This is a genomic window from Mesorhizobium sp. B2-4-19, assembly GCF_006441315.1.
Taxonomy (GTDB): Bacteria; Pseudomonadota; Alphaproteobacteria; order Rhizobiales; family Rhizobiaceae; genus Mesorhizobium.
This window is the reverse complement of record NZ_VFUV01000003.1, coordinates 68991-93592: the sequence shown is the minus strand read 5'-3', so window position 1 is coordinate 93592 and position 24602 is coordinate 68991. Positions and strand designations below refer to the sequence as shown.

The window sequence follows — 24602 nt, the reverse complement described above, 5'->3', positions numbered from 1 at the left end:
TGATGAACGCTCAAGGCAAGATCGGAGATTTCTACGACGTCGAGGCGATCCGCCGCGACTTCCCGATCCTGTCGCGCGAAGTCTACGGCAAGAAGCTGGTCTATCTCGACAACGGCGCCTCGGCGCAGAAGCCGCAGGTGGTGCTGGACACGATCCAGCACGCCTATTCCCAGGAATACGCCAACGTCCATCGCGGCCTGCATTTCCTGTCCAACGCGGCGACCGACGCCTATGAAAAGGCGCGAGAGACGGTGCGCCGCTTCCTCAATGCGCCAAGCACCGACAACATCGTCTTCACCTCGAACACGACCTCGGCGATCAACACCGTCGCCTATGGCTTTGGCATGCCCAACATCGGCGAGGGCGACGAGATCGTGCTGTCGATCATGGAGCACCACTCCAACATCGTGCCGTGGCATTTCATCCGCGAGCGGCAGGGCGCCAAGCTGGTCTGGGTGCCGGTCGACGATCTCGGCGCCTTCCACATCGAAGAATTCGAGAAGCGGCTGACCGATCGCACCAAGCTCGTCGCCATCACGCAGATGTCGAATGCGCTGGGCACGGTGACGCCGATCAAGGAAATCGTGCGCATCGCGCATGCACGTGGAATTCCCGTCCTCGTGGACGGCAGCCAGAGCGCCGTGCATATGCCGATCGACGTGCAGGATCTCGACTGCGACTTCTTCGTCTTCACCGGCCACAAGGTCTACGGGCCCTCCGGCATCGGCGTGCTCTACGGCAAGAAGGATATTCTCCAGGGCATGCGGCCCTTCATGGGCGGTGGCGAGATGATCGAGGAGGTGACGGAAGACATTGTCACCTACAACGAGCCGCCGCATCGCTTCGAGGCCGGCACGCCGCCGATCGTCCAGGCAATCGGGCTGGGTGCCGCCCTCGACTACATGGAAAAGATCGGCCGCGAGCGCATCGCGGCGCATGAGGAAGACCTCAAGACCTACGCGCATGAACGGCTGCGCGCCATCAACTCACTGCGCATCTTCGGCGATGCGCCGGGCAAGGGCGCGATCATCTCCTTCGAACTGCAGGGCATTCATGCCCATGACGTGTCGATGGTGATAGACAGGCAGGGCGTGGCCGTCCGTGCGGGCACCCATTGTGCCCAGCCGCTGTTGAAACGCTTTGGCGTAACCTCCACATGCAGGGCATCGTTCGGCATGTATAATACCAGGGCCGAAGTCGACGCTTTGGCCGAGGCGCTTGAAAAAGCGCGCAAGTTCTTCGGGTGACGATTTTTTTGGGTGACGATCATGGATGATGCGAGCATCACTGCCGAGACCACTCCGGAACCCGCCGCCAACAGCGTCGTTTCCGCCACGGCCATTCCCGCCGACGAGCTGGCGCGGCTGACCGACGACATCGTCTCGGCGCTGAAGACCGTCTACGATCCGGAAATCCCGGCCGACATCTACGAGCTCGGCCTCGTCTACAAGATCGATATCGAGGATGACCGCTCGGTCAAGATCGACATGACGTTGACCGCGCCCGGCTGCCCGGTGGCCGGCGAAATGCCGGGCTGGGTCGAAAATGCCGTCGGCGCCGTCGAAGGCGTCTCCGGCGTCGAGGTCAACATGACCTTCGACCCGCCCTGGTCGCCCGACCGCATGTCGGAAGAGGCGCAGGTGGCGGTGGGTTGGTATTGACGAACTACTTAAGCTCTTTGCCATAAGTTCGGGCGTAAGCCGCGATCGTTCTCGAAAAACTTTCGGGACTGGATGAATTTCCGTCGACTATCATGCCACCACCGACCGGGATCCAAAGCGCATCGTTGTTAAGAAACAACATTTTGCCACGCCGAGTCAGCTTAAGAGTGTCACCGGCGCGGGGCCTCAGTCGCAAAAGGACGGCAACAGGTTGTTGGCCTGTTAGGGCACGGGGAACCGTCTTCAGTTCAACTGAATCTACCGCGGACCATGGTACCGTTTCGATTGTGATACCTGAGTCTTCAATGCCGTCAGGGGATATCACTACGGAGCGGCGATTGAAATATGTACGGTAGATAGCAAGCCCCGTAACAAAAAATAGTATTGCAATGACGAATGTGAATATGATTTCGCCTAAAAGGTTCGATTTTTGAGGAGATATTAGAAACATAAAGGAAATAAATATTAAAATCGCAAAAATTCTTATAGAGTTACTTTTTATTTTTCCTAAATCGTCGGAAAAAACCAAAACATCTCTGGTGTGATCGAGTTTCATCTCAAGTAGTGGTCCGTATTTCCACAAAAATCAACCATAGTCGGCAGATCGCAGCGTGAACATTAATGCCTGCGTGCAGGGCAATCAAGGTTTTGGTATCGAGTTGTGGGTATTTGCAGATGGGCGTGAAAATCTGTCTTCTTGTTAGGCGCAGTGCCTGGCAAGGCGCTTTGCGGGTCCGGGGTTGCGCCAGCCAACAATCTTCACCATCTTAGGGGAAGACTCATCCCGCAGGCCTTGAACCTGCATGGAATGGAGAAGGAAAAAGAATGGGACGCTTCGCCGTCATCACGATGACCGAAAAGGCCGCGGACCGGGTGCGCGAGATCGTCGCTACCCGCGACAACGCGCACGGCATCCGCCTCGGCATCAAGAAGGGCGGCTGCGCCGGCATGGAGTATACGGTCGACTTGGTGACCGAGCCCAACACCAAGGACGACCACATCGAGCGCGACGGCGCCCACGTCTATGTCGCGCCGGAGGCCGCGCTTTTCCTGTTCGGCACCGAGATGGATTTCGAGCAGACCACGCTGCGCACCGGTTTCACCTTCCACAACCCCAACCAGAGTTCGGCCTGTGGCTGCGGCGAATCCGTCGAACTGAAGCCGGCCGATCTCAAGGCATTGGCGGACGCACGCGCCTCGGCCTGATCTTTCCTTCGCCCCGTTCACGGGGAGAAGGTGTCACGAAGTGACGGCAGCGCCAGCGTATCCGGGTTCGCACCACACTTTCCAAAGTCTGCGCCGCCCCTCATCTGCCTGCCGGCATCTTCTCCCCGTAAACGGGGAGAAGGACCTTAATCCACCCACATCCCCGTCCGCTTGTGCCAGTCGGCGATCGATTCCTCGGGATAGACATCGAACGTCTTGTCGCCCTTACCGATATCGGGCTCGACCCAGTTCGCCTTGTATTTCAGCATCAGATGCACCTTCTCAGGCGGCTTCGGCAGGTCGCTGTCGATCGCCGAGGCGAAGGGATGCACCAGCTCCGGCCATGTCGGGTCGTAGAGCCAGAGCGCCGAGCCGCATTTGCGGCAGAAATTGCGCTCGCCGGTCGAGACCTCGCAATTGGGATGCTCGTCGTCCTCGATCTCGGCGCGGTAGACGCCAAGGCTTCTCTTGCCCCGGATGTTCAGCGTTTGGTAGTCGGCGCCGAGATTGATGGCAAAGCCGCCGCCACCCTGCTGCTTGCGGCAGATCGAGCAGTAGCACAGCATGAACGGCACGGGCGTGTGGCTCTCCACCTCGAAACGCACGGCGTTGCAGCGGCAGGACCCCTTGAGCAGAAGCGGCATGACAAAAACTCCGATGGAATGGTCTTAACTTGTCAGCATGGTTCTGGTTGCGCGATGACAATGTCAAATGCCGGTGACATGATCGCGGCATGGACAATGAACGCATCGCTGAACTGTTCTCAGGGCTAGGCCCGGTCAGCATCCGCCGGCTGTTCGGCGGCAAGGGCATCTATTTCGACGGCGTCATCGTCGCCATCGTGCTGCGCGGCGAGTTGCTGCTCAAGGCCGACGAGCAAAGCGCGCCGGATTTCGAAGCCGCGGGCTGCAAGCAATGGACCTACACCGGCAAGCGCCACGGCAAGCTGGTCGCCATGCCCTATTGGAGCATTCCCGACAGCGCCTTTGACGATCCTGACGAGATGACGGTGTGGGCACGCCGCGCCTATGAGGCAGGGCGGCGCGCAGGGAAGTGAACTACAGGGCCTTGGCGATCTCGGCCGCCAGCCGCGCATTGTTTTCGACCAGCGCGATGTTGGTCTTGAGGCTGCGGCCGCCGGTCAACTCCAGGATTTTTCCCAGCAGGAACGGCGTCACCGCCTTGCCGGTCACGTTGAGCGCCTCGGCGGCCTTTTGCGCGGCTTCGATGTAGCCGGCCATCTCCTCGGCCGGGATTTCCTGGTTTTCCGGCACCGGATTGGCGACGAGCATGCCGCCGCCGAGCCCCAGCGCAACCCTGGTCTGGTAGAAGTGCGCGATTTCTTCCGGTCCGTGCAAGGTCAGCGGGGCGCGGAATGGCGACTGCCGCGACCAGAAGGCGGGCATCGTTTCGCAGCCATGGCCGACGACAGGCACGCCGCGTGTCTCCAGCACTTCCAGCGTCTTTTCGATGTCGAGGATCGCCTTGGCGCCGGCCGAGACGACGATCACCGGCGTGCGTGCCAGTTCGTCGAGATCGGCGGAGATGTCAAAACTCTTCTCCGCGCCCTTGTGCACGCCGCCAATGCCGCCGGTGGCGAACACCTTTATCCCAACCATTTCAGCCGCGATCATGGTGGCTGCGACAGTCGTGCCGCCGGTGCGTCCTTGCGCGACGGCGAAGCCGAGGTCGGCGCGCGACAGCTTCATGGCGTCACCGGTCATGGCCAGCGATTCGCGCTCGCCGTCGGACAGGCCGATCTTGATGCGGCCGCCAATCACCGCGATCGTCGCCGGTACGGCGCCGCCGTCGCTGATGATCTTCTCGACATTGGCCGCCATGGCGCCGTTGTCGGGGTAGGGCATGCCATGGGTGATGATGGTGCTTTCCAGCGCCACAACCGGGCGCCCGGCGGCCAGGGCTTGCGCCACCGGTGCGTGGATGTCGATGAAGGGGCGGGCGGTTTCGGGTCTCATCTGGATCTCCAACTCGCGGTGCGGCGCATGGGCGACACCCTGCAACACAGCGGCACTATGAATTTGCCGGTCTCATGCCACTTCCTGCGCGTCCGGCACAAGAGCCAGAGCTTCGGCGAAGCTCGCCGCGGTAAAATCGGGGATGGCGTTGGCGCTTTCGATGGCCAGCGTCGCCGCCGCGACGCCTTCGCGCAAGGCCTGGCGCAGCGGCAGGCCGCGCAGCAGGGCTGCCACCGTCGCACCCGCCAGCGCGTCGCCGGCGCCGGTGACGTCAGCGACTTTTCTCGGGGCAGGCGGTTGGATGGTAAAGGCGCCAGCTTCGTCGAAACCCAGCACCGGCGCGCTGCCCGCCGTCACGACGCCGCTGGCAAGGCCGCTGCATCGCAAACCGTCGACGACATCTCGTTCGGCGGCGTTTGCGTTGACGCCGGCCAGCGCGCCGGCTTCGCGCCGGTTCATGAAGACCAGCGCCAGCGCGCCGAGCACCGGTATCAACCGCACCACCTTGGCCGGCGAAATGGCAATGGCATACACCGGCTTGCCGGCCGCAAGCGAAACCAGCCGCTCCAGTGCCGCCGACGGCAGATTGGCGTCGCACAGGATGGCATCGGCGGCAGCGATCGCCTCGCGGACCTTGGAGCGTCTCATCTGCTTGGGAAACGCCAGATCATAGAGCGCCATGTCGGCAAAGCCGACGATCAACTCGCCCTCGCGATCGATCAGCGCGGTGTAGCTCGGCGTCGTGCGGTCGAGGAAGACCGCCGACAGGTCGGCGATCCCTGCCTCGGCGATGGCTCGCGAAATGGTGTCCGCCCCGGCATCGCCGCCGCGCATCGACATCAGGGAGCCCGATACGCCGCGCCGCACCGTGCTGCGCAGCGCGTTGAACACGCCGCCGCCGACGTCCTCGCGCATCGTGCCGGGATTGGACGCGGCCGGCACATACGTGCCTGACACCTGGCCGCGCCGGTCGATATGGGCGCCGCCCACGGCCAATATCTCTATGAATTTCACCATGCTGGCGATATGCCCTTTGTTATTGCAACCGCACAAGCGCTAGACTGCGTCATAGCCTTCGCCAGCAAGATGGCGATTCGGCGGGTCGATACAACCGAGCAGTCTGGCCCAATGCCGGGTGCATTCCTGTTCGATCTCGTGGTACGAAAAAAGAACAAATCCGGATATGACTTGTTTTTCAGATATTTGATCCCTCTTGCCAAACGAGAACAAAAAAGGTACAAATTGGCAGGGATTACGGATTGTCCGGCCTTCATTGACGACCAAGGGGTGATGTATCATGGCTCAGAATTCTTTGCGGCTTGTAGAGGATAAGGCAGTGGACAAATCAAAGGCTCTGGATGCGGCGCTGTCGCAAATCGAGCGGGCTTTCGGCAAGGGCTCGATCATGCGGCTCGGCGCGAACGAGCAGGTCGTCGAGATTGAAACGGTGCCGACCGGATCGCTCGGTCTCGACATCGCGCTCGGCGTCGGTGGCCTGCCGCGCGGCCGCATCATCGAGATTTACGGGCCGGAAAGCTCGGGCAAGACGACGCTGGCGCTGCACACGGTGGCCGAAGCCCAGAAGAAGGGCGGCATCTGCGCCTTCGTCGACGCCGAACACGCGCTCGACCCGGTCTATGCCCGCAAGCTCGGCGTCGATCTTGAAAACCTGCTGATCTCGCAGCCCGACACAGGCGAGCAGGCGCTGGAAATCTGCGACACGCTGGTGCGCTCCGGCGCCATCGACGTGCTGGTGGTCGATTCGGTCGCGGCACTGACGCCGCGCGCCGAAATCGAGGGCGAGATGGGCGATTCGCTGCCCGGCCTGCAGGCCCGCCTGATGAGCCAGGCGCTGCGCAAGCTGACCGCCTCGATCTCGCGCTCCAACACCATGGTCATCTTCATCAACCAGATCCGCATGAAGATCGGCGTCATGTTCGGTTCGCCCGAGACCACGACCGGCGGCAACGCGCTGAAATTCTATGCGTCGGTGCGCCTCGACATCCGCCGCATCGGCTCGGTCAAGGATCGCGACGAGGTCGTCGGCAACCAGACCCGCGTCAAGGTGGTCAAGAACAAGCTGGCGCCGCCCTTCAAGGTGGTCGAGTTCGACATCATGTATGGCGAGGGCGTGTCCAAGACCGGCGAGCTGGTCGACCTCGGCGTCAAGGCCGGCGTGGTCGAGAAGTCCGGCGCTTGGTTCTCGTACAATTCGCAACGTCTCGGCCAGGGCCGCGAAAATGCAAAACTGTTCCTGCGTGACAATCCCGATACCGCACGCGAGATCGAACTGGCGCTCAGGCAGAATGCCGGGCTTATCGCCGAAAAGTTCCTCGAGAATGGCGGCTCTGAAGGCGGCGACGACGGCTTTGAGGACGAAGCCGGCGCGATGTAGGCAACGGACAGAGTTCGGCCATAAGGTCGACCTATGATCCGATGCTTAAGTAACCGAGTTCTTTAGTACCGCGTCCAAAACCGCCGGCCTTCGCGCCGGCGGTTTTCGTTTTTGGGACTAACAGACTCCCGGGATCGGCCCAGTTCCGTGTTTCTGGACAGGCTGGAGCGTGCCCGCTAAAAGGCCAAGTCTATTTCTGGAAAGCAGACACCAGTTTCCGCCGGCCGCGCCGGCGGTTTTCGCGAAAAGGCAGCAGTCATGAGTGGCGTGAACGAGATCCGGTCGACATTTCTCGACTATTTCCGCAAGGAGGGCCACGAGGTCGTGGCCTCGAGCCCGCTCGTGCCGCGCAACGATCCGACATTGATGTTCACCAATGCCGGCATGGTGCAGTTCAAGAACGTCTTCACCGGTCTGGAGAAGCGATCCTATTCGCGCGCCACCACCGCCCAGAAGAGCGTTCGCGCCGGCGGCAAGCACAACGACCTCGACAATGTCGGCTACACCGCGCGCCACCTGACTTTCTTCGAGATGCTCGGCAATTTCTCCTTCGGCGACTACTTCAAGGAGCGCGCCGTCGAGCTTGCCTGGAACCTGATCACCAAGGAGTTCGGGCTGAAGAAGGACAAGCTGCTGGTCACCGTCTACCACACGGACGACGAGGCGGCCGGCTTCTGGAAGAAGATCGCCGGTTTCTCGGACGATCGCATCATCCGCATCGCGACCTCGGACAATTTCTGGGCGATGGGCGACACGGGTCCCTGCGGGCCGTGCTCGGAAATCTTCATCGATCGTGGCGAGCACATCTGGGGTGGACCTCCCGGCAGCCCCGAAGAGGATGGCGACCGCTTCCTCGAATTCTGGAACCTGGTGTTCATGCAGTATGAACAGGTGACGAAGGAGGAGCGCATCGACCTGCCGCGCCCGTCCATCGACACCGGCATGGGCCTGGAGCGCATGGCTTCTATCCTGCAAGGGGTGGAAAGCGTCTTCGAGACCGACCTGTTCCGTCACTTGATCGATGCGGCGTCCTCCGCGCTCGGCCGCGCTCCCGATGCGGAAACGGTGGCCTCCTACTGCGTCATTGCCGACCATTTGCGGTCGTCCTGCTTCCTGGTCGCCGACGGTGTCTTGCCGTCGAACGAAGGCCGCGGCTATGTGCTGCGCCGCATCATGCGCCGCGCCATGCGCCACGCGCAGCTGCTCGGGGCGAACGACCCGCTGATGTGGAAGCTGGTGCCGGCGCTGGTGCGCGAAATGGGCCAGGCCTATCCCGAACTGCTGCGCGGCGAACAGCTGATCACCGAGACGCTGAAGCTCGAAGAGACGCGCTTCCGCAAGACGCTGGTGCGCGGCCTCGGCCTGCTCTCCGAGGCGACGGAAACGCTGCATGCCGGCGACATGCTGGATGGCGAGACGGCCTTCAAGCTCTACGACACTTACGGCTTCCCGCTCGACCTGACGCAGGACGCGCTACGCCAGCGCAACATCTCGGTCGATCTTGCCGGCTTCACCAATGCGATGGAGCAGCAGAAGGCCGAGGCGCGCAAGCATTGGACCGGGTCCGGCGAGGCCGCCACCGAGACGGTATGGTTCTCCGTGCGCGAACAGACCGGCGCCACCGAATTCCTCGGTTACGAGACCGAGCAGGCGGAAGGCCTCATCCAGGCGCTTGTCAAGGACGGCAAGACCGTCGACAGCGCCGGCAAGGGTGATACCGTTGCGGTCGTCGTCAACCAGACGCCGTTCTATGGCGAGTCCGGCGGCCAGATGGGCGACACCGGCGTCATCTCGGGCGAAGGTTTCTCGATCGCGATATCCGACACGCAGAAGAAGGCCGACGGCCTGTTCGTGCATCTGGGCAACGTGGCGAGCGGCACGGTCAAGACCGGCGCTGCCGTCGAGCTCAAGGTAGATCATGCACGCCGCACCAGGCTGCGCGCCAACCACTCCGCCACGCATCTGATCCATGAAGCGTTGCGCGAGGTCCTGGGCACCCATGTCGCGCAGAAGGGCTCGCTGGTCGCGCCCGAGCGTCTGCGCTTCGACATCTCGCACAACAAGCCGATCTCGGCCGAGGAGATCGAAGAGGTCGAGCGCATGGCCAATGAAATCGTCGTGCAGAACAGCCCGGTGACCACGCGCCTGATGTCGGTCGACGACGCCATCGCCGAGGGCGCCATGGCGCTGTTCGGCGAGAAGTATGGCGACGAGGTGCGCGTCGTGTCGATGGGCACGGGCCTGCATGGCACCAAGGCCAACCGGCCCTATTCGGTCGAACTCTGTGGCGGCACCCATGTCAGGGCGACCGGCGATATCGGCCTGGTCCGCGTCGTCTCCGACAGCGCGGTCGCCGCCGGCGTGCGTCGCATCGAAGCGCTGACCGGCGAGGCGGCCAGAAAACATCTCGACGAGCAGGACAGGCGTCTGAAGGCGGCGGCGGCCGTGCTGAAAATCTCGCCCGCCGACGTGCCGGCGCGCGTCGAGACCTTGCTCGAAGAGCGCAAGAAGCTCGAGAAGGAACTGACCGAAGCGCGCAAGAAACTGGCGCTCGGCGGCGGTGCCGCGGCGGGTGCGCCCTCGGAGAACGAGACGGTCGCCGGCGTCGGTTTCCTCGGCAAGGCGGTCTCCGGCGTCTCGCCGAAGGACCTCAAGCCGCTGGCCGATGCCGGCAAGACGTCGCTCGGCTCCGGCGTCGTCGTCTTCGTCGGTGCCGGCGAGGACAACAAGGCAAGCGTCGTCGTCGCCGTCACCGACGACCTCGTCGGCCGCTTCAGCGCCGTCGACCTGGTGCGCGTCGCCTCCGCCGCCTTGGGCGGGCAGGGCGGTGGCGGTCGGCCCGACATGGCCCAGGCCGGCGGCCCGGATGCCTCGAAGGCCAATGATGCGATCGCGGCCGTGAAGGCGGCGCTCGAAGCCGCCTGAAAGCCATGACATGAATGTTCTCGTCCTCGGTGGCTATGGTTTGATCGGGGACGCAATCATCGGCCGTTTGCTTCGCGACGGTCATCACGTGACCGGCCTCGGCCGCGATGTTCAGCATGCCGGGCGACGCCGGCCGGCGGTGCGCTGGATCGCGGCGGACATGTCGAAACTGCTTGCCGCTGAAGACTGGCTGCCGGTGGTTGCGGGCATGGACGCGGTGGTCAATGCGGCGGGCGCCTTGCAGGACGGCCCGCGCGACCGCCTCGACGCCGTTCACCGGGGCTCGGTGGTGGCACTCGTTGCGGCCTGCGAACACGCGGGTGTGCACCGCTTTGCGCAGATCTCCGCGATCGGTGCCGATCTCGCCTCGGCAAATCCTTTCTTCAGCACCAAGGCGCATGGCGACAAGGCCGTCGCAAACTCCTCGCTGGAGTGGACCATCCTGCGGCCGGGCCTGGTGATCGCGCCCGCTGCCTATGGCGGGACGGCACTTCTGCGCGCCCTTGCGGCATTCCCGGGTTTTGTTCCGGCCGTCATGCCGCTCCAGCCGATCCAGACCGTGGCGGTCACCGACGTTGCCGAAGCGGTGGCGCGCGCGGTCGCCGGATCGCTGCCGCCCCGACTCGCCGTCGATCTCGTCGAAGCCAATGCCAGACCGCTCGCCGAGGTCCTCTCCATCTTGCGTGCGTGGCTTGGTCTGCCGCCGGCGCGAGTGGTGCCGATGCCAGCCATTCTCCGCCGGCTCGCGGGCGCGATTGCAGATGTGCTTGGAACTCTTGGTTGGCGGTCCCCGCTGCGCAGCGCAGCCCTTGCTGCCGTGGCGGGCGGTGTCACGGGCGACGCAGCGGCCTGGAACCGAATTTTCGGCCGTCCGCTTCAGCCGCTGGAAGCAACGCTGGCCGACATGCCAGCCAATGTCCAGGAACGATGGTTCGCCCGCCTCTGGCTGGTAAAGCCTGTCATCTTCGCTTGCCTGTCCCTGTTCTGGTTTGTTTCGGGTGTCATCGGCCTGATCCGGCAAGAGGCGGCGGCGGATATCCTTGTTTCGCACGGCGTGTCGGCGAGCCTGGCCCATATCGCGGTTCTGGCCGGAAGTGCGGTGGACATCCTGGTTGGCGCGGCTGTCGTGGTCCGATCCCTGGCCCGGCGCGCGCTGCTGGCGATGATTGCCATCACACTGTCCCATCTGGCGGCGGCGTCGCTTCTTGTCCCAGGTCTATGGCTTGATCCACTGGGGCCGCTGGTCAAGACGATCGCCGCGCTTTGCCTGGTGCTGGTGGCGCTCGCGGTGCTCGACGAGCGATGAGCCTCTGGGCTGACATATTGCGCTGGGCGCATGTCATCGGCGCCACGGTTCTGTTCGGCACCGGCGCCGGCATCGCCTTCTTCATGCTGATGGCGCAACGCAGCGGCCGCGCCGATCTCGTCGCCCATGTCTCGGGCACGGTCGTCATCGCCGACACCATTTTTACGGCGACCGCCGTCATCGTGCAGCCGGTCACGGGCGTGTTTCTGGCGCAGGCTGCGGGCTGGCCGCTCAACGAAGGCTGGATCGCGCTGTCCTTGCTGCTTTATGTCGTGACCGGCCTGTTCTGGCTGCCGGTGGTCTGGATTCAGATCAGGATCCGCAATCTGGCGCGGCAGGCGGCCATCGAAAACGCACCGCTGCCCGTCGAAGAGAAACGCCTGTTTCGCATCTGGTTTGCTTGCGGCTTCCCGGCTTTCGCCGCCGTGCTGGCCATTCTCTGGCTGATGGTGACCCGGCCCGAGATAAGGTTTTAGGCGCCGCCTCGGCTTTCAATCAGCCTTTTCGGTCATGGCAAAGGCTTCTCTGGCCGCGATCCGGTCCCACCATGCCAGAATCTCGGGAAATTCGGCCAGCAGCTTTTGCCCGTCGGCAACCTTGACGAAATAGGCGATGATCGGCGCCGCATGCAGGTCGGCCAGTGTCACCCGATCGCCGAGCAGCCAGGGCCCGGGAGCCTTGAGCGAGGTGAGCACCCTGAGGACCGTTTCTGCCTGGCTCAGCCCGCCGGCGATCAGGGTCTCATCCGGCTCCGCCTTTTCCAGGCGCTCGACGGCAACGTCCCAGACCATGGCGCGGTAGCCATAGGCGTCGAGCATGCCTGTCATCTGGCCGATCCTGGCGCGGCCGCGCGCATCGGCGGGCTGCAGCGCCGGACCGTCGAAGGCCTCGTCGACATAGCGGGTGATGGCATTCGTCTCGAAGAGGCGAAAACCGTCATGCTCGAAGGCCGGGACGCGGCCGAACGGGTGATGTCTCAGATACCAGGCCGGGATGCCGTCGGCGGCGAAGATGTCGAGCGGCACCAGTTCGTAGTCGACGCCCTTTTCCTCCAGCGCCATCCGCGCGATGCGTACATAGACACTGTAGTCAGCGCCGTAGAGGATCGGCCTGGTCATGCTGTCAGCCCCTCGCTTTCGCTGGCCAAAAAAAAGCGAAGGCTCCTTTCGGAGCCTTCGGCATGTGTAAAGCTGGGCTCTTACGCCATCGCCTTCTGCAAGTTCTCGTCGATCTTGTCGAGGAAGCCGGTGGTCGAGAGCCAGGGCTGGTCGGGACCGATCAAGAGCGACAGGTCCTTGGTCATGAAGCCGGACTCGACGGTCTGGATGCAGACCTTTTCCAGCGTCTCGGCAAAGCGCTTCAGTTCGGCATTGTCGTCGAGCTTGGCGCGGTGGGCGAGGCCACGCGTCCAGGCGAAAATCGAGGCGATCGAATTGGTCGAGGTTTCCTCGCCCTTCTGGTGCTGGCGGTAGTGGCGGGTGACGGTGCCGTGCGCCGCTTCGGCTTCCACCGTCTTGCCGTCCGGCGTCATCAGCACCGAGGTCATCAGGCCGAGCGAGCCGAAGCCCTGCGCCACCGTGTCGGACTGCACGTCGCCGTCGTAGTTCTTGCAGGCCCAGACATAGCCGCCCGACCATTTCAGGCTGGAGGCCACCATGTCGTCGATCAGGCGGTGCTCGTACCACAGCTTCTTCGACTTGAACTCGGCCTCGAATTCAGCCTCGTAGACTTCCTGGAAAATGTCCTTGAAGCGGCCGTCATAGGCTTTCAGGATGGTGTTCTTGGTCGACAGGTAGACCGGATAGTTGCGCAGCAGGCCGTAGTTCAGCGAGGCGCGGGCGAACTCGCGGATCGACTCGTCGAGATTGTACATGGCCATGGCGACGCCGGCGCCAGGCGCGTCGAACACGTCATGCTCGATCACCTTTCCGTCCTCGCCGACGAACTTGATCGTCAGCTTGCCCTTGCCGGGGAAGCGGAAATCGGTGGCGCGGTACTGGTCGCCGAAGGCGTGGCGGCCGACGATGATCGGCTTGGTCCAGCCCGGCACCAGGCGCGGCACGTTCTTCATGATGATCGGCTCGCGGAAGATGGTGCCGCCGAGGATGTTGCGGATGGTGCCGTTCGGCGACTTCCACATCTTCTTCAGCTTGAACTCCTCGACGCGCTGTTCGTCGGGGGTGATCGTCGCGCATTTCACGCCGACGCCGTATTTCTTGATGGCGTTGGCCGAATCGATGGTCACCTGGTCGTTGGTGGCGTCTCGGTGCTCGATGCCGAGGTCGTAATATTCGAGCTTGAGGTCGAGATAAGGGTGGATCAGCTTGTCCTTGATGAACTGCCAGATGATGCGGGTCATCTCGTCGCCGTCGAGTTCGACGACCGGGTTCGCCACCTTGATCTTCGCCATGGAAAGAATGCCTCGTTCAACAGTTGGGGGATGGCGGGTCGGCCCCGCCAGGATAGGGACTTTCGCCTATAGCAAAGCGATCCGGGCGGCGCAAACCTGGGCAATGCGGAAGCAGGCTGCTGCCGGCGCAATTCCAGGAAAAGTGCGAAGCGGGTTTTCGTTCGAAATTGCCGTAGAACAAGGGGACAGAGCGGTTCGGCGTTTCCGCGAAACGGTGAACCGATCCAGCAATCGTGAACAAAAATCGATGCCGCACTGCCCATCGAGAGGCAGGCGGCATCGCCTTTGTTTCATGCTGCCGCACGCAGGCGGCAGGCGCCTATTGCAGCGGCGTGCCGCCGGGGCCGGGGAAGGCCGTGATCGGCGTGCCGTCGGCCACGTTGCCGGAGATCATGTTGTTCTTGAACGACTGGACGGCGCCGCTGCCGGTGTTGCTGACCCCGGTGACATTGCCGAACACCGTCGAGGCGCCGAGAAAGGCGATGGCGCTGCCGGCGCCGCTGGCGGCGGCGCCGTTGGCATTGACGCCTATGCCGGCATTGGAACTGATCGTGGTGTTGACGATCGTCGCGCGTACCGACGATGCCGCGGCGACGGACTTGACCGCCACCCCGTTGCCGGTGTTGCCGCTGACAAGGCTGTCGGTCAGTGCCATATTCATGGCAGAGGTGTTGCCGGTGCCGTCGACAAGAATGCCATTGGCGCTGTTGGTCAGTTCCACCCTGGACAGGACGGCATTGATGCCGATGGCGCCGGTCGTTTTGATAAGAACGGCGCCACCGGCTGCCTCGGCTATCCGTGTATTGATTATGTAGAGTTCGCTGGCGCCGTTGGGAAGAAATTCGACGCCATTGCTGGTCACCCGCTCGATGCTGCAGTCCTCGATATGCAGTTGACCTTGGCCGATCATCCGCACGCCGTCGAGTCCAGTGCCCACGCCGTCTATGTCGAGGCCGCGAAGATGCACGACGGAGCCGGCAAGCGTGTTTATGACGATGCCGTTCACGAGCGCCGAAAGCACACCGCCTTCAGTCGTTCTGCAGTCGATGGTGATGGATTTGGTGATGGTGACCGCGCCAAATCCGCCCGGGTCCAGACAGTCGATCTCGCCGGCCGTCGCCGTCTTCGAGATGGCGCCGGCAAACGTCTTGCAAGGTGCCGTTCGGCTGCACGGATCGGCGTCGTTGCCGACGCCGGAAACCCAGGTCCGTGTCGCTTGCGCGGAAGCCGGAGCAATCACGAAGACTGATGCCAGAAGCAACACAGCGATTGAAAGGAAAAACCGTAAGACGTTCATTTGCCCCTCCTGAAGTTTGGCCAACATCCGTGTCGGCCATTGAAAACCCGTGTCCAAGCGCTTGGGGCATAGATAAATGACAGGAGCGTGCAAGACACGATCCGTCTTCAAAATGAATTTACCTATACAGCTTGACCCCAAGCGGTTTTGATATGGCAATTTTATAATATTATGTCACAGCGGCGGCCGCGTCGCTGTATTTAAATATACATATACTTAATAGGTTATTTCTGTAACCGGAAGATGTCGCCGACAAAAAAGTAAGGCAAGGCCATCACGCAGTATAGGGTTGGATAGCTTGTCGTTGCCGGAGCGGCCGTGATGCCCACATCTCAACCTTATCTCGAGGAGATGGAGCACGTGGCTCGTCTGCTTGTACGGGCGCGTGACCATTTGCTCCAGCCCGCCGATGGAGCGAATTTGGATTTTTCGCGCTAACACAGGGGTGGCGGGACAAGGCTATTTGTCGCCAGGTCACCGACAACTCTTCAAAAAGCCGTATCGATATGGCAGGACGCGGTGACCGTAGCGCAATTATCTGGAACACATGACCGCAACAGACTTTCAGCGTGGCCCCGGCGGTCCGGCGATCATCCTCGTCGAGCCGCAGCTCGGCGAGAACATCGGCATGGTCGCGCGCGCCATGGCCAATTTCGGCCTGTCGGAACTGCGCCTGGTCAATCCGCGTGACGGCTGGCCGAGCGAGAAGGCGCGCGCCGCCGCCAGCCGCGCCGACCATGTCATCGATGCCGTGAAGGTGTTCGACGATCTGGCCTCGGCCCTTGCCGATCTGAACTTCGTCTTCGCCACCACCGCCAGGCAGCGCGACGGTTTCAAGGCCGTGCGCGGCCCCGTGGAGGCGGGCAGGGTGCTGCGCGCCCGTCATGGCATGGGGCAGCGCACCGGCATCCTGTTCGGCCGCGAGCGCTTCGGTCTCTACAATGACGAGGTCGGGCTCGCCGACGAGATCGTCACCTTTCCCGTCGATCCTGATTTCTCCTCGCTCAACATCGCCCAGGCGGCGCTGCTGATGTCCTATGAGTGGATGAAGTCCGGTCTCGGGGACGAGACCAAGACCAATTTCACCGGGCCGGAGATGAAGCCGGCCAGCAAGGAAGAACTGCACGGCCTTTTCGCCTACCTCGAAGGCGCATTGGAAGCGCGCGGCTATTTCCGGCCGGCGCCGAAGAAGCCGAAGATGGTCGACAATCTGCGCGCCGTGCTGACGCGCGCTGGTTTCGCCGAGCCGGAGCTGAAGGTGCTGCGCGGCATCATCTCCTCGCTGGACAGGTTTTCGCCGGCAATGCCGCGCGGCGACGGCTCGCCGGGCGATGATCCAAGGCGGCTTCCGGCCGGCGCGCGCGCCGGCAAGGCAGAGGCCGATAGCCAGGCGCACAAGCCTGTGGGTGACGATGAGGACGCGCCGCCGCTCGGCGGCAAGGGAACCGACAATGACTGACCAGCCGATCCTGATGTTCGATTCCGGCGTCGGCGGGCTGACCGTGCTGCGCGAGGCGCGCGTGCTGATGCCGGACCGGCGCTTCGTCTATGTCGCGGACGATGCGGCCTTTCCGTTCGGCGCCTGGGAAGAACCGGCACTGCGCACCCACATACTCGAACTTTTCGCCAGATTGCTCGACCGGTTTGCGCCTGCGATTTCCGTCATCGCCTGCAACACCGCCTCGACGCTGGTGATCGATGCGCTGCGCGAGAGATTTCCCGGCCATCCCTTCGTCGGCACCGTGCCGGCGGTCAAGCCGGCGGCGGAGCGCACCCATTCCGGCCTGGTCTCAGTACTGGCGACGCCGGGCACGGTGAAGCGGCAATACACGCGCGACCTGATCAGCAAATGGGCGCAGAAATGCCATGTCCGCCTGGTTGGCAGCGACAGGCTGGCGGGCCTTGCCGAAATCTATATGCGCGAGGGTTTCGTCGACGAGGAAGCCGTGCGCGCCGAGATCGCGCCCTGTTTCATGGAACATGAGGGGCTCAGGACCGACATCGTCGTGCTGGCCTGCACCCACTACCCGTTCCTGGTCAACCGCATGCGCAAGACCGCGCCCTGGCCGGTCGACTGGATCGATCCGGCCGAGGCGATCGCAAGGCGTGCCCTTTCGCTCTTGCCGCCCGTCGACGGGGCGCAGCCGCAGGGCGAGCCCGATATCGCCGTCTTTACGTCAGGCAAGGCGGATTTCGCCGTCGGCCGGCTGATGCAAGGCTTTGGATTGTCCGTGGGCTAATGCACGTCGCCCCTTGGGACGGCGACATTCATAAAAAGGACCTGAAGCGGCGAAACGCCAGTCGCTCAAACAGGTTCGAAGACGATGCTGCGTTGATCCGGATCGGCCGAGGCCAGCTTTAGCGTCAGACCGTCGCCCTGCCTGAGACCGGAGGCCTTTACGGTGGCAACGACAGGCATGCCGGCAAGCTGGACGCGCACGCCATGGTCGACGAAGTCGGTGACGACGGCTTTGAACGTTTCCCCTTCGCGTCCCCTCAGCATCACCGCCTCGGCAAGGTCGATGGCTGCGTGGTTGATCTGCGAAGCGCGGGCATCCGCACGTCCCATCACCTTCGGCAGTCCGGCGAACGCATCGCTGACGGCCTGCGGCACGGGCTGGCCGTTGGCGATAGCCAGTGTGCAGCGCACGACATAGCGATCGGCCAGTCGCCTGAGTGGCGCGGTTGCATGGGCATAGGTCGCAGCCATCGCCTCATGCCAGGGAACGACACCTTCCTGGTAGGGCTGGTAGGACGCGCCGTTGCCTGCGCGGCGGATTTCCAGCATCAACGCCGCCTGTTTCGGATCAGCCGGATCGAGCGAGCGCTGGTAGTCGCGCAGGCTGGTTGAGGCCGGCCAGGACAGGCCGAGCGCCTGTGCCGCGTTGCGCAATCTCTGCACCTTGGAGGCGTCTGGCCCAGACATCACCCGGAACAGCCCGGTCTTGTGCGCCAGCATGGCGTCGCCGATCGCCATGTTGGCGGCCAGTGAAAGCGCGGCATTGTCCTGCTCGGATTGCAGCAGCGGTCTGAACGAAAGCCGGAAGCTGCCATCGGCAAGCCTTTCCACCTCCTGCTCGGGCGGGTCGACGCGGGAAGCGCCGCGCCGCTCTTCATTTGCCGCCATGCGCCGCGCTATTTCGGCGAAGCCGGCCGGAACATCGGAGGCCTTCACGCTGTCATAGGCGAGCTTCGCGCGGCTTTGGATGATTGCCCGCTCCGCGCCGTCCAACTTTACGGCGCCATCCTCAGCGACCCGGACGGTGAAGATAACAGCTGGACGCGGTCCATCCGGCAACAGGCTCGCCGCCGCCTCGGCAAGTGCCGGTGGATAGAGCCCAGCCTTGCCGTCCGGCAGGTACAGCGTCTCACCCCGCGTCCAGGCTTCGCGATCCAGCGCGTCGCCGTCCTCGACGAACCATGCCACGTCGGCGATGGCATAATGCAAGAGAAGATCGCCGCCGCTTGCCTCGATCGAGAACGCCTGGTCAAGATCGGTGGAGGTTGCCGGATCGAGCGTGACGAAGGGCATGTCCGTTCGATCGGCATGCTGGTTCGGCACACGTCTGGCCGCCGCCTCCGCCGCGGCCATCACGTCAGCCGGAAATACATCCGGCACGTGGAATTCGGTGCGGATTTTCGCCAGGCCGCTGGAGAGAGCTTGTGAGGGGTCTGTCAGGGACTTCATTCAGCCGTCCTACACCAGGGTTTCGGACACGGGAAGGCTGCCGACGAATTCGCCAAAGCTGGCTGCCTGACCGGCGGCGATCGGACGAGAAACTGGGCCACAGGCACTGGAACCGCCGCCGAAGAGCGGCGTTTCCCCTGACAGCAAAGGAGAAACCGCCATGCCAGCCACCTCGAAAGCCCAGCAGAAAGCCGCCGGCGCCGCGCTCTCCGCCAAGCGCGGCGAGACGAAAAAGAGCGAGCTCAAAGGCGCCTCCAAAGGAATGTACGAATCCATGAGCGAAAAGCAGCTCGAGGAATTCGCTGAGACCAAGCGCAAAGGGCTGCCGGAAAAGAAGTCGAAAGACTGAGTGCGTTCGCGAAACGCCGGACCGAGCAAACAAGGCCCGCAGCGGAACCGCGGGCCTTTTTCCAAAGTAAAGTCTGTAGGCGGATGTTTTGCCTTACCAGCGATGGCAGCGCCGTATCCGCTCGACGATGACCCTGCGGTGGCCGTGCCGCCACACCACTCTCTTCTTCACGATGATGCGGCATACCTGTTTATGGCCGTGCCAATGGCGCGCCATGGCCGGTTCCGGCGCCACCGCCATCGATCCGGCCAATACCGCGGCACCGGCCAGGGTAAGGAAGAACTTCTTCATGCTGATTGGACTCCTCTAGCTCCAGATCCCTTCCCGGTGCCGTTGGCGCAAACCTCCCGCCACGTCCGGCATCGCTCAACGCCGGGAACGCTATAGGGTTGCGTTGCGCCGCGCCACTCACAAGCTTGACACCGGTTAAATCTCGGTTTAACCAGCCGCCAACGCCGGGCAGCGATGTCCGGTGTTTGTTTTGTATGCGCAAGACCGGTTGCCTTGGTTTCTGGTTTTGTTTGAACTGACGTGTCCCGTGGGTTTTCCGCCGCGTTGCGTGGGAAAACCCTGTCAGGTCTCGAAAACGGAGGCCAGAGGAGGGCGCGTTTCCTTCACCCGGACCATGAGGTTCCGGGTGTGTTGTTTTGAAAAGGGAATGCGATGAGCAAGCGCGAATCCGCGAAATACAAGATCGACCGCCGTCTCGGCGAAAATATCTGGGGCCGCCCGAAATCCCCGGTCAACAAGCGTGAATACGGCCCCGGCCAGCACGGCCAGCGCCGCAAGGGCAAGCTTTCCGATTTCGGCCTGCAGCTGCGCGCCAAGCAGAAGCTGAAGGGTCACTATGGCGACGTTTCGGAAAAGCAGTTCCGCAAGGTCTATGAAGAGGCCGACCGCCGCAAGGGCGACACTTCGGAGAACCTGATCGGCTTGCTCGAATCGCGTCTCGACGCGGTCGTCTACCGCGCCAAGTTCGTGCCGACCATTTTCGCCGCCCGTCAGTTCGTCAACCACGGCCATGTCAACGTCAACGGCAAGCGCGTCAACATCGGCTCGTACCGCTGCAAGCCGGGCGACGTCATCGAAGTGTGCGAAAAGTCGAAGCAGCTGGTCATCGTCCTGGAAGCGGTCGGCCTCGCCGAGCGCGACGTGCCGGACTACATCGAAGCCGACCACAACAAGATGGTTGCGACCTTCTCGCGCATCCCTGGCCTGGCGGACGTTCCGTTCGCCGTCCAGATGGAGCCGAACCTGGTCGTCGAATTCTATTCGCGCTAAGCGAACGCCTTTTGGCGATACCGAAAGGCCGCCCTCGAGGCGGCCTTTTTGTTTGGCGCAACCGCTTTGCCGTTTCGATTTTGCGGCCGATGCGCTAATCCGGACGGACATCACATCTCGGGGCCGCCGCGCCATGAATATGCTGCCAGACATCGAGACGCTTGAGCCGGCCGCCGAAGGCGGCTCCCATCCGCTGTTCGCCGATGTGCCGTCCTCGGTCGAGTTCAACAAATTGCGCAAGCGGCTGCTGCGGCTGACCCGCCAGGCGATCGAGGATTTCTCGATGGTGGGGCCGGGACAGCGCTGGCTGGTCGCGCTGTCGGGCGGCAAGGATTCGTACGGCCTGCTTGCCTTGCTGCTCGACCTCAAATGGCGCGGGCTGCTGCCGGTCGAGTTGCTGGCCTGCAATCTCGATCAGGGCCAGCCGAATTTCCCCAAGCACATCCTACCCGACTATCTCAACGCCAACGCCATTGCCCACCGCATCGAGTATCAGGACACCTATTCGGTGGTCACCGACAAGCTGCCGCAAGGCAGCACCTATTGCTCGCTCTGCTCGCGGCTGCGGCGCGGCCATCTCTACCGCATCGCGCGCGAGGAAGGGTGCTCGGCGCTGGTGCTCGGCCATCATCGCGAGGACATTCTCGAGACCTTCTTCATGAACTTGTTCCATGGCGGTCGTCTCGCCGCCATGCCGCCGAAGCTGCTCAACGACGAAGGCGACGTCATGGTGCTGCGGCCGCTGAGCTATTGCGCCGAGATCGACCTCGAAAAATTCGCCTCGGCAATGCGGTTCCCGATCATCCCTTGCGACCTCTGCGGCAGCCAGGAAGGCCTCCAGCGCAACGCGATGAAGGCGATGCTCGAAGACATCGAAAAGCGCATGCCCGGCCGCAAGGACACCATGATCCGCGCGCTGTCCAACACCAGGCCGTCGCATCTGCTCGACAGGAAGCTGTTCGATTTCGTCGCCCTGAACCAGACCCTCATCACAGGACAGGACGCTTCAGATGACATTTGACGACCACGCGATCGACTGGCTGGCCGGCCTGCTGGCCGAGGCCGCCGACACCGAAATCATGCCCCGCTTTCGCCGGCTGGGCGATGGCGACATCAGGCAGAAGACCTCAGCCGCCGATCTGGTGACGGAAGCCGACGTCAACGCCGAGCGGCTGATCACCGCCAGGCTGCGCCAGCGTTATCCCTCGGCCATGATTGTCGGCGAGGAAGCCTGTTCGGACGACCCGGCGCTGCTCGATGGCCTGGGCGACGCCGATCTGGCCTTCGTCATCGACCCGGTCGACGGCACCTTCAATTTCGCCTCCGGCTTGCCGCTGTTCGGCGTCATGCTCGGCGTCGTGGTCAAGGGCGAGACGGTCGCCGGCATCATCCATGATCCGGTCGGCAAAGACTGGCTGATCGGTGCCAAGGGTGCCGGCAGTCATATCCGCCATGCGCATGGTATGCTGGAGACAGTGCGGGTCGCGGCGAGCGCGCCGATCTCCGGGATGACGGGCGCGGTTTCCTGGCAGTATATGGCCGAGCCCGACCGCACGCGGCTTGCCTGCAACCAGACCAAGACGCTGTCGCAGTTCAACTACCGCTGCGCCGCCCACGAATATCGCTTGCTGGCGAGCGGCCATGGCCATTTCGTCGTCTACAACAAGCTGATGCCCTGGGACCATCTGGCCGGCGTGCTGATCCATGCGGAGGCCGGCGGCCATGCCGCGCGCTTCGATGGCACGGCCTATCTGCCGTCGCATGTCGGCGGCGGCCTGCTGGTCGCTCCTGATCGCGAAAGCTGGCACGAGTTGCGCCGCGAACTGTGGGCTGGGTAGGATCAATTCCTGGCCCGCGCTTGACTGCCGGTTTTGTGCGGCCGAAGAATTGGCGCTTTCGCGGGGTTCTCTCGAATGAAATCGCGGTTCGCAATTCTTGCGGCGGCGCTTGCCGCCATCTTGTTTGCAAACGCCAACGCGGCAATCGCGCAAGAGCGCCCCTGCCACAGCACCGCTCCCGTCGACACCCTCAAGGAGATGTCGGAGGCTATCTATGCCTGCTGGAGGCCGCCAGCGGGGACCGCGGGCATGTCGCTGACGCTGCAGTTCTCGCTGCGCCGCAACGGCACGCTGATCGGCAAGCCTCGCGCCACCTATTCGGACCTCGGGACCGATCCGCAACTCAGCCGGGCCTTCGTGGCATCCATCCTCAAGGCGCTCGACGACGCGCTGCCATTGCCGTTTTCGGACAGCATGGGCGGAGCAATCGCCGGGCGCATGCTTGCGCCTCGCTTCACGGCGGCGATTGAAGGTGCATCCTGACGCATCTCGTTCAATGCAGGTCGGTGATATGCCCTGAAATGGGTGGGTTATGCGGCTGGAACATCTTGCCGCGCTCGGCGATGAGGATCATCAGCAGCGCCGCGACCGAGACGCTGCAGAAGCCGGCGGCAAGCGGCGTCACCGTGCCGTTGAAAGCCTGGCCGATCAGCGTGCCGAGAATGCCGCCGAGAAACGTCTGCATGAAGCCAAGGATGGACGACGCCGTGCCGGCCAGCTGGCCGAGCGGCTCCATCGCCAAAGCGTTGAAATTGGCGCCAAGCGCACCGAAGGGAAGCATGGCGCTGGCAAAGAACGTGATGAACAGCCAGAGCGGCATCTTGATTTCCAGCGAAACGACCAGCCAGGCCAGGCTGATGACCAGAAACAAAAGCAGCGCGCTCTGCGACAGCCGGCGCATGCCGATGCGGCCGACAAGGCGCGAGTTCAAAAAATTGGAAAAAGCCAGCACGCCGGCGACCCCGGCGAAGATGACGGGGAACATCTCGCCGACGTTGAAGATGTCGACATAGATCTGCTGCGCCGAGGCAATGAAGCCGAACATGGCGGCGAAGATGAACGTGCTGGCAAAGGCGTAGCAGAGCGCGATGCGGTTGGTGAGCACGATGCCGAATCCGCCGAGGACAGAGGAAACCGTCAATTGCCGGCGATAGTCGGGGCGCAGCGTTTCAGGCAGGCGCAGCAGCGACCACGCCGACACGATCAGCGCGCCGGCGGCCATGGTGACGAAGATATAGTGCCAGGTCGCGAACAGCATGATGAACTGGCCGATGCCCGGCGCAATGACCGGTATCGCCATGAACACCATGAAGATCAGCGACATCACCTCCGCCATGCGCCGGCCTTCGAACGTGTCGCGCACGATCGAGACCGCGATGACGCGCGTGGCCGCCGCGCCGATGCCTTGCACGGCTCGGCATATCAGCAGCGTTTCAAAGCTTGGCGCGATGGCGGCGGCGGCGGCCGCCGCCACATAGATGATCAGCCCGGCGACGAGCGGCGAGCGGCGGCCGAAACGGTCCGAGATCGGCCCGAAGAACAGCTGGCCGCCACCAAAACCCAGAATGTAGGCGGTGATCACATATTGCCGGTGGTTTTCATTCTCGACGCCGAGCGAGGCGCCGATCTGCTGCAGCGCCGGCAGCATGATGTCGATGGCCAGCGAATTCAGCGCCATCAGCGCCGCGCACAGCGCAATGAACTCCCAGCGCGGAATAGGCAGTTTGCTTGCCGATTGCGGCGCTGTCGATTGCTGATCCACGGCAAGTCCGATCTCTCAAACGAAAACGCGCCGGCGGGCCGGCGCATTGGCTCGTCTTGGTCCCGATATCGAGACATAAAAATTGCCGAGGTGGGGCTGCCCCGGTGTTCAGTGCAGTCGTTACGACATGCCCAAAACCGAAATCAGGCGGCGCCTTTGACGCTGACGCCCTTTTCGACCAGGAAGGTCTGCAACTCGCCGGCCTGGAACATCTCGCGGACAATATCGCAGCCGCCGACGAATTCGCCCTTGACGTAGAGCTGCGGGATTGTCGGCCAGTTGGAATAGTCCTTGATGCCCTGGCGCAGTTCAGCCGAATCCAGGACATTCACGCCTTTGTAGTCGGCGCCGATATAGTCGAGGATCTGGACGACCTGGCCGGAAAACCCGCACTGCGGAAAACCGGGCGTGCCCTTCATGAAAAGGACGACGTCGTTGCCCTTCACTTCATTGTCGATGTAGTCGTTGATACCGCTCATGGAATATCCTTTCACGCCTGTGGGAGTCA

General features: G+C 62.9%; 27 protein-coding genes. 15 read left to right on the top strand and 12 right to left on the bottom strand.

Annotated features, from left to right (window positions below):
• Positions 1–2 precede the first annotated feature (2 nt).
• Complete coding sequence (locus FJ546_RS06485) at positions 3–1247, top strand: cysteine desulfurase (RefSeq protein WP_140888596.1); 1245 nt, start codon at positions 3–5, stop codon at positions 1245–1247.
• Positions 1248–1268: 21 nt separating this feature from the next.
• Entirely contained in the window at positions 1269–1661 is a 393-nt protein-coding gene (locus FJ546_RS06480; protein WP_095770883.1) for an SUF system Fe-S cluster assembly protein, read from the top strand.
• 4 nt (positions 1662–1665) lie between these two features.
• On the opposite strand, the gene FJ546_RS06475 is transcribed toward FJ546_RS06480, so the two are convergent.
• A complete protein-coding gene (locus FJ546_RS06475; protein ID WP_140888595.1) occupies positions 1666–2217 on the bottom strand; it encodes a hypothetical protein in 552 nt (183 codons plus the stop codon).
• 269 nt (positions 2218–2486) lie between these two features.
• On the opposite strand from FJ546_RS06475, the gene sufA reads away from it, so the two are divergent.
• Positions 2487–2867: a Fe-S cluster assembly scaffold SufA gene (gene sufA, locus FJ546_RS06470; protein WP_140888594.1), complete on the top strand. Its 381-nt coding sequence runs from the start codon at positions 2487–2489 to the stop codon at positions 2865–2867.
• 146 nt (positions 2868–3013) lie between these two features.
• Here sufA and FJ546_RS06465 read toward each other — a convergent pair whose 3' ends face one another.
• Positions 3014–3511 carry a GFA family protein gene (locus FJ546_RS06465; RefSeq protein WP_140888593.1) on the bottom strand — a complete coding sequence of 166 codons (498 nt, stop codon included), beginning with the start codon at positions 3509–3511 and terminating at the stop codon, positions 3014–3016.
• Between the two features lie 89 nt (positions 3512–3600).
• On the opposite strand from FJ546_RS06465, the gene FJ546_RS06460 reads away from it, so the two are divergent.
• On the top strand, positions 3601–3924 hold the full coding sequence (locus FJ546_RS06460; protein WP_140888592.1) for a TfoX/Sxy family protein: 324 nt from the start codon (positions 3601–3603) through the stop codon (positions 3922–3924).
• A 1-nt stretch (position 3925) separates the two neighbouring features.
• Here FJ546_RS06460 and FJ546_RS06455 read toward each other — a convergent pair whose 3' ends face one another.
• A complete protein-coding gene (locus tag FJ546_RS06455) occupies positions 3926–4843 on the bottom strand; it encodes a pseudouridine-5'-phosphate glycosidase (protein WP_140888591.1) in 918 nt (305 codons plus the stop codon).
• 72 nt (positions 4844–4915) lie between these two features.
• Positions 4916–5860 carry a carbohydrate kinase family protein gene (locus tag FJ546_RS06450; protein WP_140888590.1) on the bottom strand — a complete coding sequence of 315 codons (945 nt, stop codon included), beginning with the start codon at positions 5858–5860 and terminating at the stop codon, positions 4916–4918.
• Positions 5861–6140: 280 nt separating this feature from the next.
• Here FJ546_RS06450 and recA point away from each other — a divergent pair, with 280 nt between their 5' ends.
• The 4 genes from recA to FJ546_RS06430 all read left to right on the top strand — a co-directional run bounded on the left by recA (position 6141) and on the right by FJ546_RS06430 (position 11945).
• Complete coding sequence (gene recA, locus FJ546_RS06445; RefSeq protein ID WP_010909075.1) at positions 6141–7238, top strand: recombinase RecA; 1098 nt, start codon at positions 6141–6143, stop codon at positions 7236–7238.
• A gap of 258 nt (positions 7239–7496) precedes the next feature.
• Positions 7497–10163 carry an alanine--tRNA ligase gene (gene alaS / locus FJ546_RS06440; RefSeq protein WP_140888589.1) on the top strand — a complete coding sequence of 889 codons (2667 nt, stop codon included), beginning with the start codon at positions 7497–7499 and terminating at the stop codon, positions 10161–10163.
• Between the two features lie 10 nt (positions 10164–10173).
• Positions 10174–11469 (top strand): SDR family oxidoreductase, encoded by a 1296-nt coding sequence (locus FJ546_RS06435; protein ID WP_140888588.1) that lies wholly within the window; start codon positions 10174–10176, stop codon positions 11467–11469.
• Positions 11466–11945 carry a DUF2269 domain-containing protein gene (locus FJ546_RS06430; protein ID WP_140888587.1) on the top strand — a complete coding sequence of 160 codons (480 nt, stop codon included), beginning with the start codon at positions 11466–11468 and terminating at the stop codon, positions 11943–11945. Before FJ546_RS06435 ends, FJ546_RS06430 begins: the two co-directional genes overlap by 4 nt.
• A gap of 15 nt (positions 11946–11960) precedes the next feature.
• Here FJ546_RS06430 and FJ546_RS06425 read toward each other — a convergent pair whose 3' ends face one another.
• The 3 genes from FJ546_RS06425 to FJ546_RS06415 form a co-directional block, all read right to left on the bottom strand.
• Positions 11961–12587 (bottom strand): glutathione S-transferase family protein, encoded by a 627-nt coding sequence (locus FJ546_RS06425; RefSeq protein ID WP_140888586.1) that lies wholly within the window; start codon positions 12585–12587, stop codon positions 11961–11963.
• Positions 12588–12667: 80 nt separating this feature from the next.
• Positions 12668–13879, bottom strand: a complete 1212-nt coding sequence (locus FJ546_RS06420) for an NADP-dependent isocitrate dehydrogenase (protein ID WP_032930036.1) — start codon at positions 13877–13879, stop codon at positions 12668–12670.
• Between the two features lie 319 nt (positions 13880–14198).
• On the bottom strand, positions 14199–15176 hold the full coding sequence (locus tag FJ546_RS06415; protein ID WP_140888585.1) for a right-handed parallel beta-helix repeat-containing protein: 978 nt from the start codon (positions 15174–15176) through the stop codon (positions 14199–14201).
• A 547-nt stretch (positions 15177–15723) separates the two neighbouring features.
• Here FJ546_RS06415 and FJ546_RS06410 point away from each other — a divergent pair.
• Both FJ546_RS06410 and murI read left to right on the top strand, forming a co-directional pair.
• Complete coding sequence (locus tag FJ546_RS06410) at positions 15724–16635, top strand: RNA methyltransferase (protein WP_140888584.1); 912 nt, start codon at positions 15724–15726, stop codon at positions 16633–16635.
• On the top strand, positions 16628–17416 hold the full coding sequence (gene murI, locus FJ546_RS06405; RefSeq protein ID WP_140888583.1) for a glutamate racemase: 789 nt from the start codon (positions 16628–16630) through the stop codon (positions 17414–17416). The genes FJ546_RS06410 and murI overlap by 8 nt, the downstream gene beginning before the upstream one ends.
• A gap of 65 nt (positions 17417–17481) precedes the next feature.
• Here the strand turns inward: murI and FJ546_RS06400 are convergent, their stop codons facing one another.
• Complete coding sequence (locus FJ546_RS06400) at positions 17482–18864, bottom strand: RNB domain-containing ribonuclease (protein ID WP_140888582.1); 1383 nt, start codon at positions 18862–18864, stop codon at positions 17482–17484.
• A 9-nt stretch (positions 18865–18873) separates the two neighbouring features.
• The gene (locus FJ546_RS31095; RefSeq protein WP_181167834.1) at positions 18874–19026 is read right to left on the bottom strand and encodes a hypothetical protein; all 153 of its coding nucleotides are present in this window, start codon (positions 19024–19026) and stop codon (positions 18874–18876) included.
• Here FJ546_RS31095 and FJ546_RS06395 point away from each other — a divergent pair.
• Positions 19025–19213, top strand: a complete 189-nt coding sequence (locus FJ546_RS06395) for a DUF3008 family protein (RefSeq protein ID WP_010909084.1) — start codon at positions 19025–19027, stop codon at positions 19211–19213. The genes FJ546_RS31095 and FJ546_RS06395 overlap by 2 nt on opposite strands.
• Before the next feature lie 93 nt (positions 19214–19306).
• On the opposite strand, the gene FJ546_RS06390 is transcribed toward FJ546_RS06395, so the two are convergent.
• Positions 19307–19504: a hypothetical protein gene (locus FJ546_RS06390; RefSeq protein ID WP_027042433.1), complete on the bottom strand. Its 198-nt coding sequence runs from the start codon at positions 19502–19504 to the stop codon at positions 19307–19309.
• A 372-nt stretch (positions 19505–19876) separates the two neighbouring features.
• Here FJ546_RS06390 and rpsD point away from each other — a divergent pair, with 372 nt between their 5' ends.
• The 4 genes from rpsD to FJ546_RS31515 all read left to right on the top strand — a co-directional run bounded on the left by rpsD (position 19877) and on the right by FJ546_RS31515 (position 22815).
• Positions 19877–20494: a 30S ribosomal protein S4 gene (gene rpsD, locus FJ546_RS06385; protein ID WP_140888581.1), complete on the top strand. Its 618-nt coding sequence runs from the start codon at positions 19877–19879 to the stop codon at positions 20492–20494.
• 133 nt (positions 20495–20627) lie between these two features.
• Positions 20628–21515, top strand: a complete 888-nt coding sequence (gene ttcA, locus FJ546_RS06380) for a tRNA 2-thiocytidine(32) synthetase TtcA (protein ID WP_140888580.1) — start codon at positions 20628–20630, stop codon at positions 21513–21515.
• Positions 21505–22332: an inositol monophosphatase family protein gene (locus tag FJ546_RS06375; RefSeq protein ID WP_140888579.1), complete on the top strand. Its 828-nt coding sequence runs from the start codon at positions 21505–21507 to the stop codon at positions 22330–22332. The genes ttcA and FJ546_RS06375 overlap by 11 nt, the downstream gene beginning before the upstream one ends.
• Before the next feature lie 249 nt (positions 22333–22581).
• Positions 22582–22815 carry a hypothetical protein gene (locus tag FJ546_RS31515; protein WP_246686763.1) on the top strand — a complete coding sequence of 78 codons (234 nt, stop codon included), beginning with the start codon at positions 22582–22584 and terminating at the stop codon, positions 22813–22815.
• 10 nt (positions 22816–22825) lie between these two features.
• Here FJ546_RS31515 and FJ546_RS06365 read toward each other — a convergent pair whose 3' ends face one another.
• The gene (locus FJ546_RS06365) at positions 22826–24094 is read right to left on the bottom strand and encodes a multidrug effflux MFS transporter (protein WP_140888577.1); all 1269 of its coding nucleotides are present in this window, start codon (positions 24092–24094) and stop codon (positions 22826–22828) included.
• Between the two features lie 143 nt (positions 24095–24237).
• Positions 24238–24573 carry a Grx4 family monothiol glutaredoxin gene (gene grxD, locus FJ546_RS06360; protein WP_010909091.1) on the bottom strand — a complete coding sequence of 112 codons (336 nt, stop codon included), beginning with the start codon at positions 24571–24573 and terminating at the stop codon, positions 24238–24240.
• Positions 24574–24602: the final 29 nt, after the last annotated feature.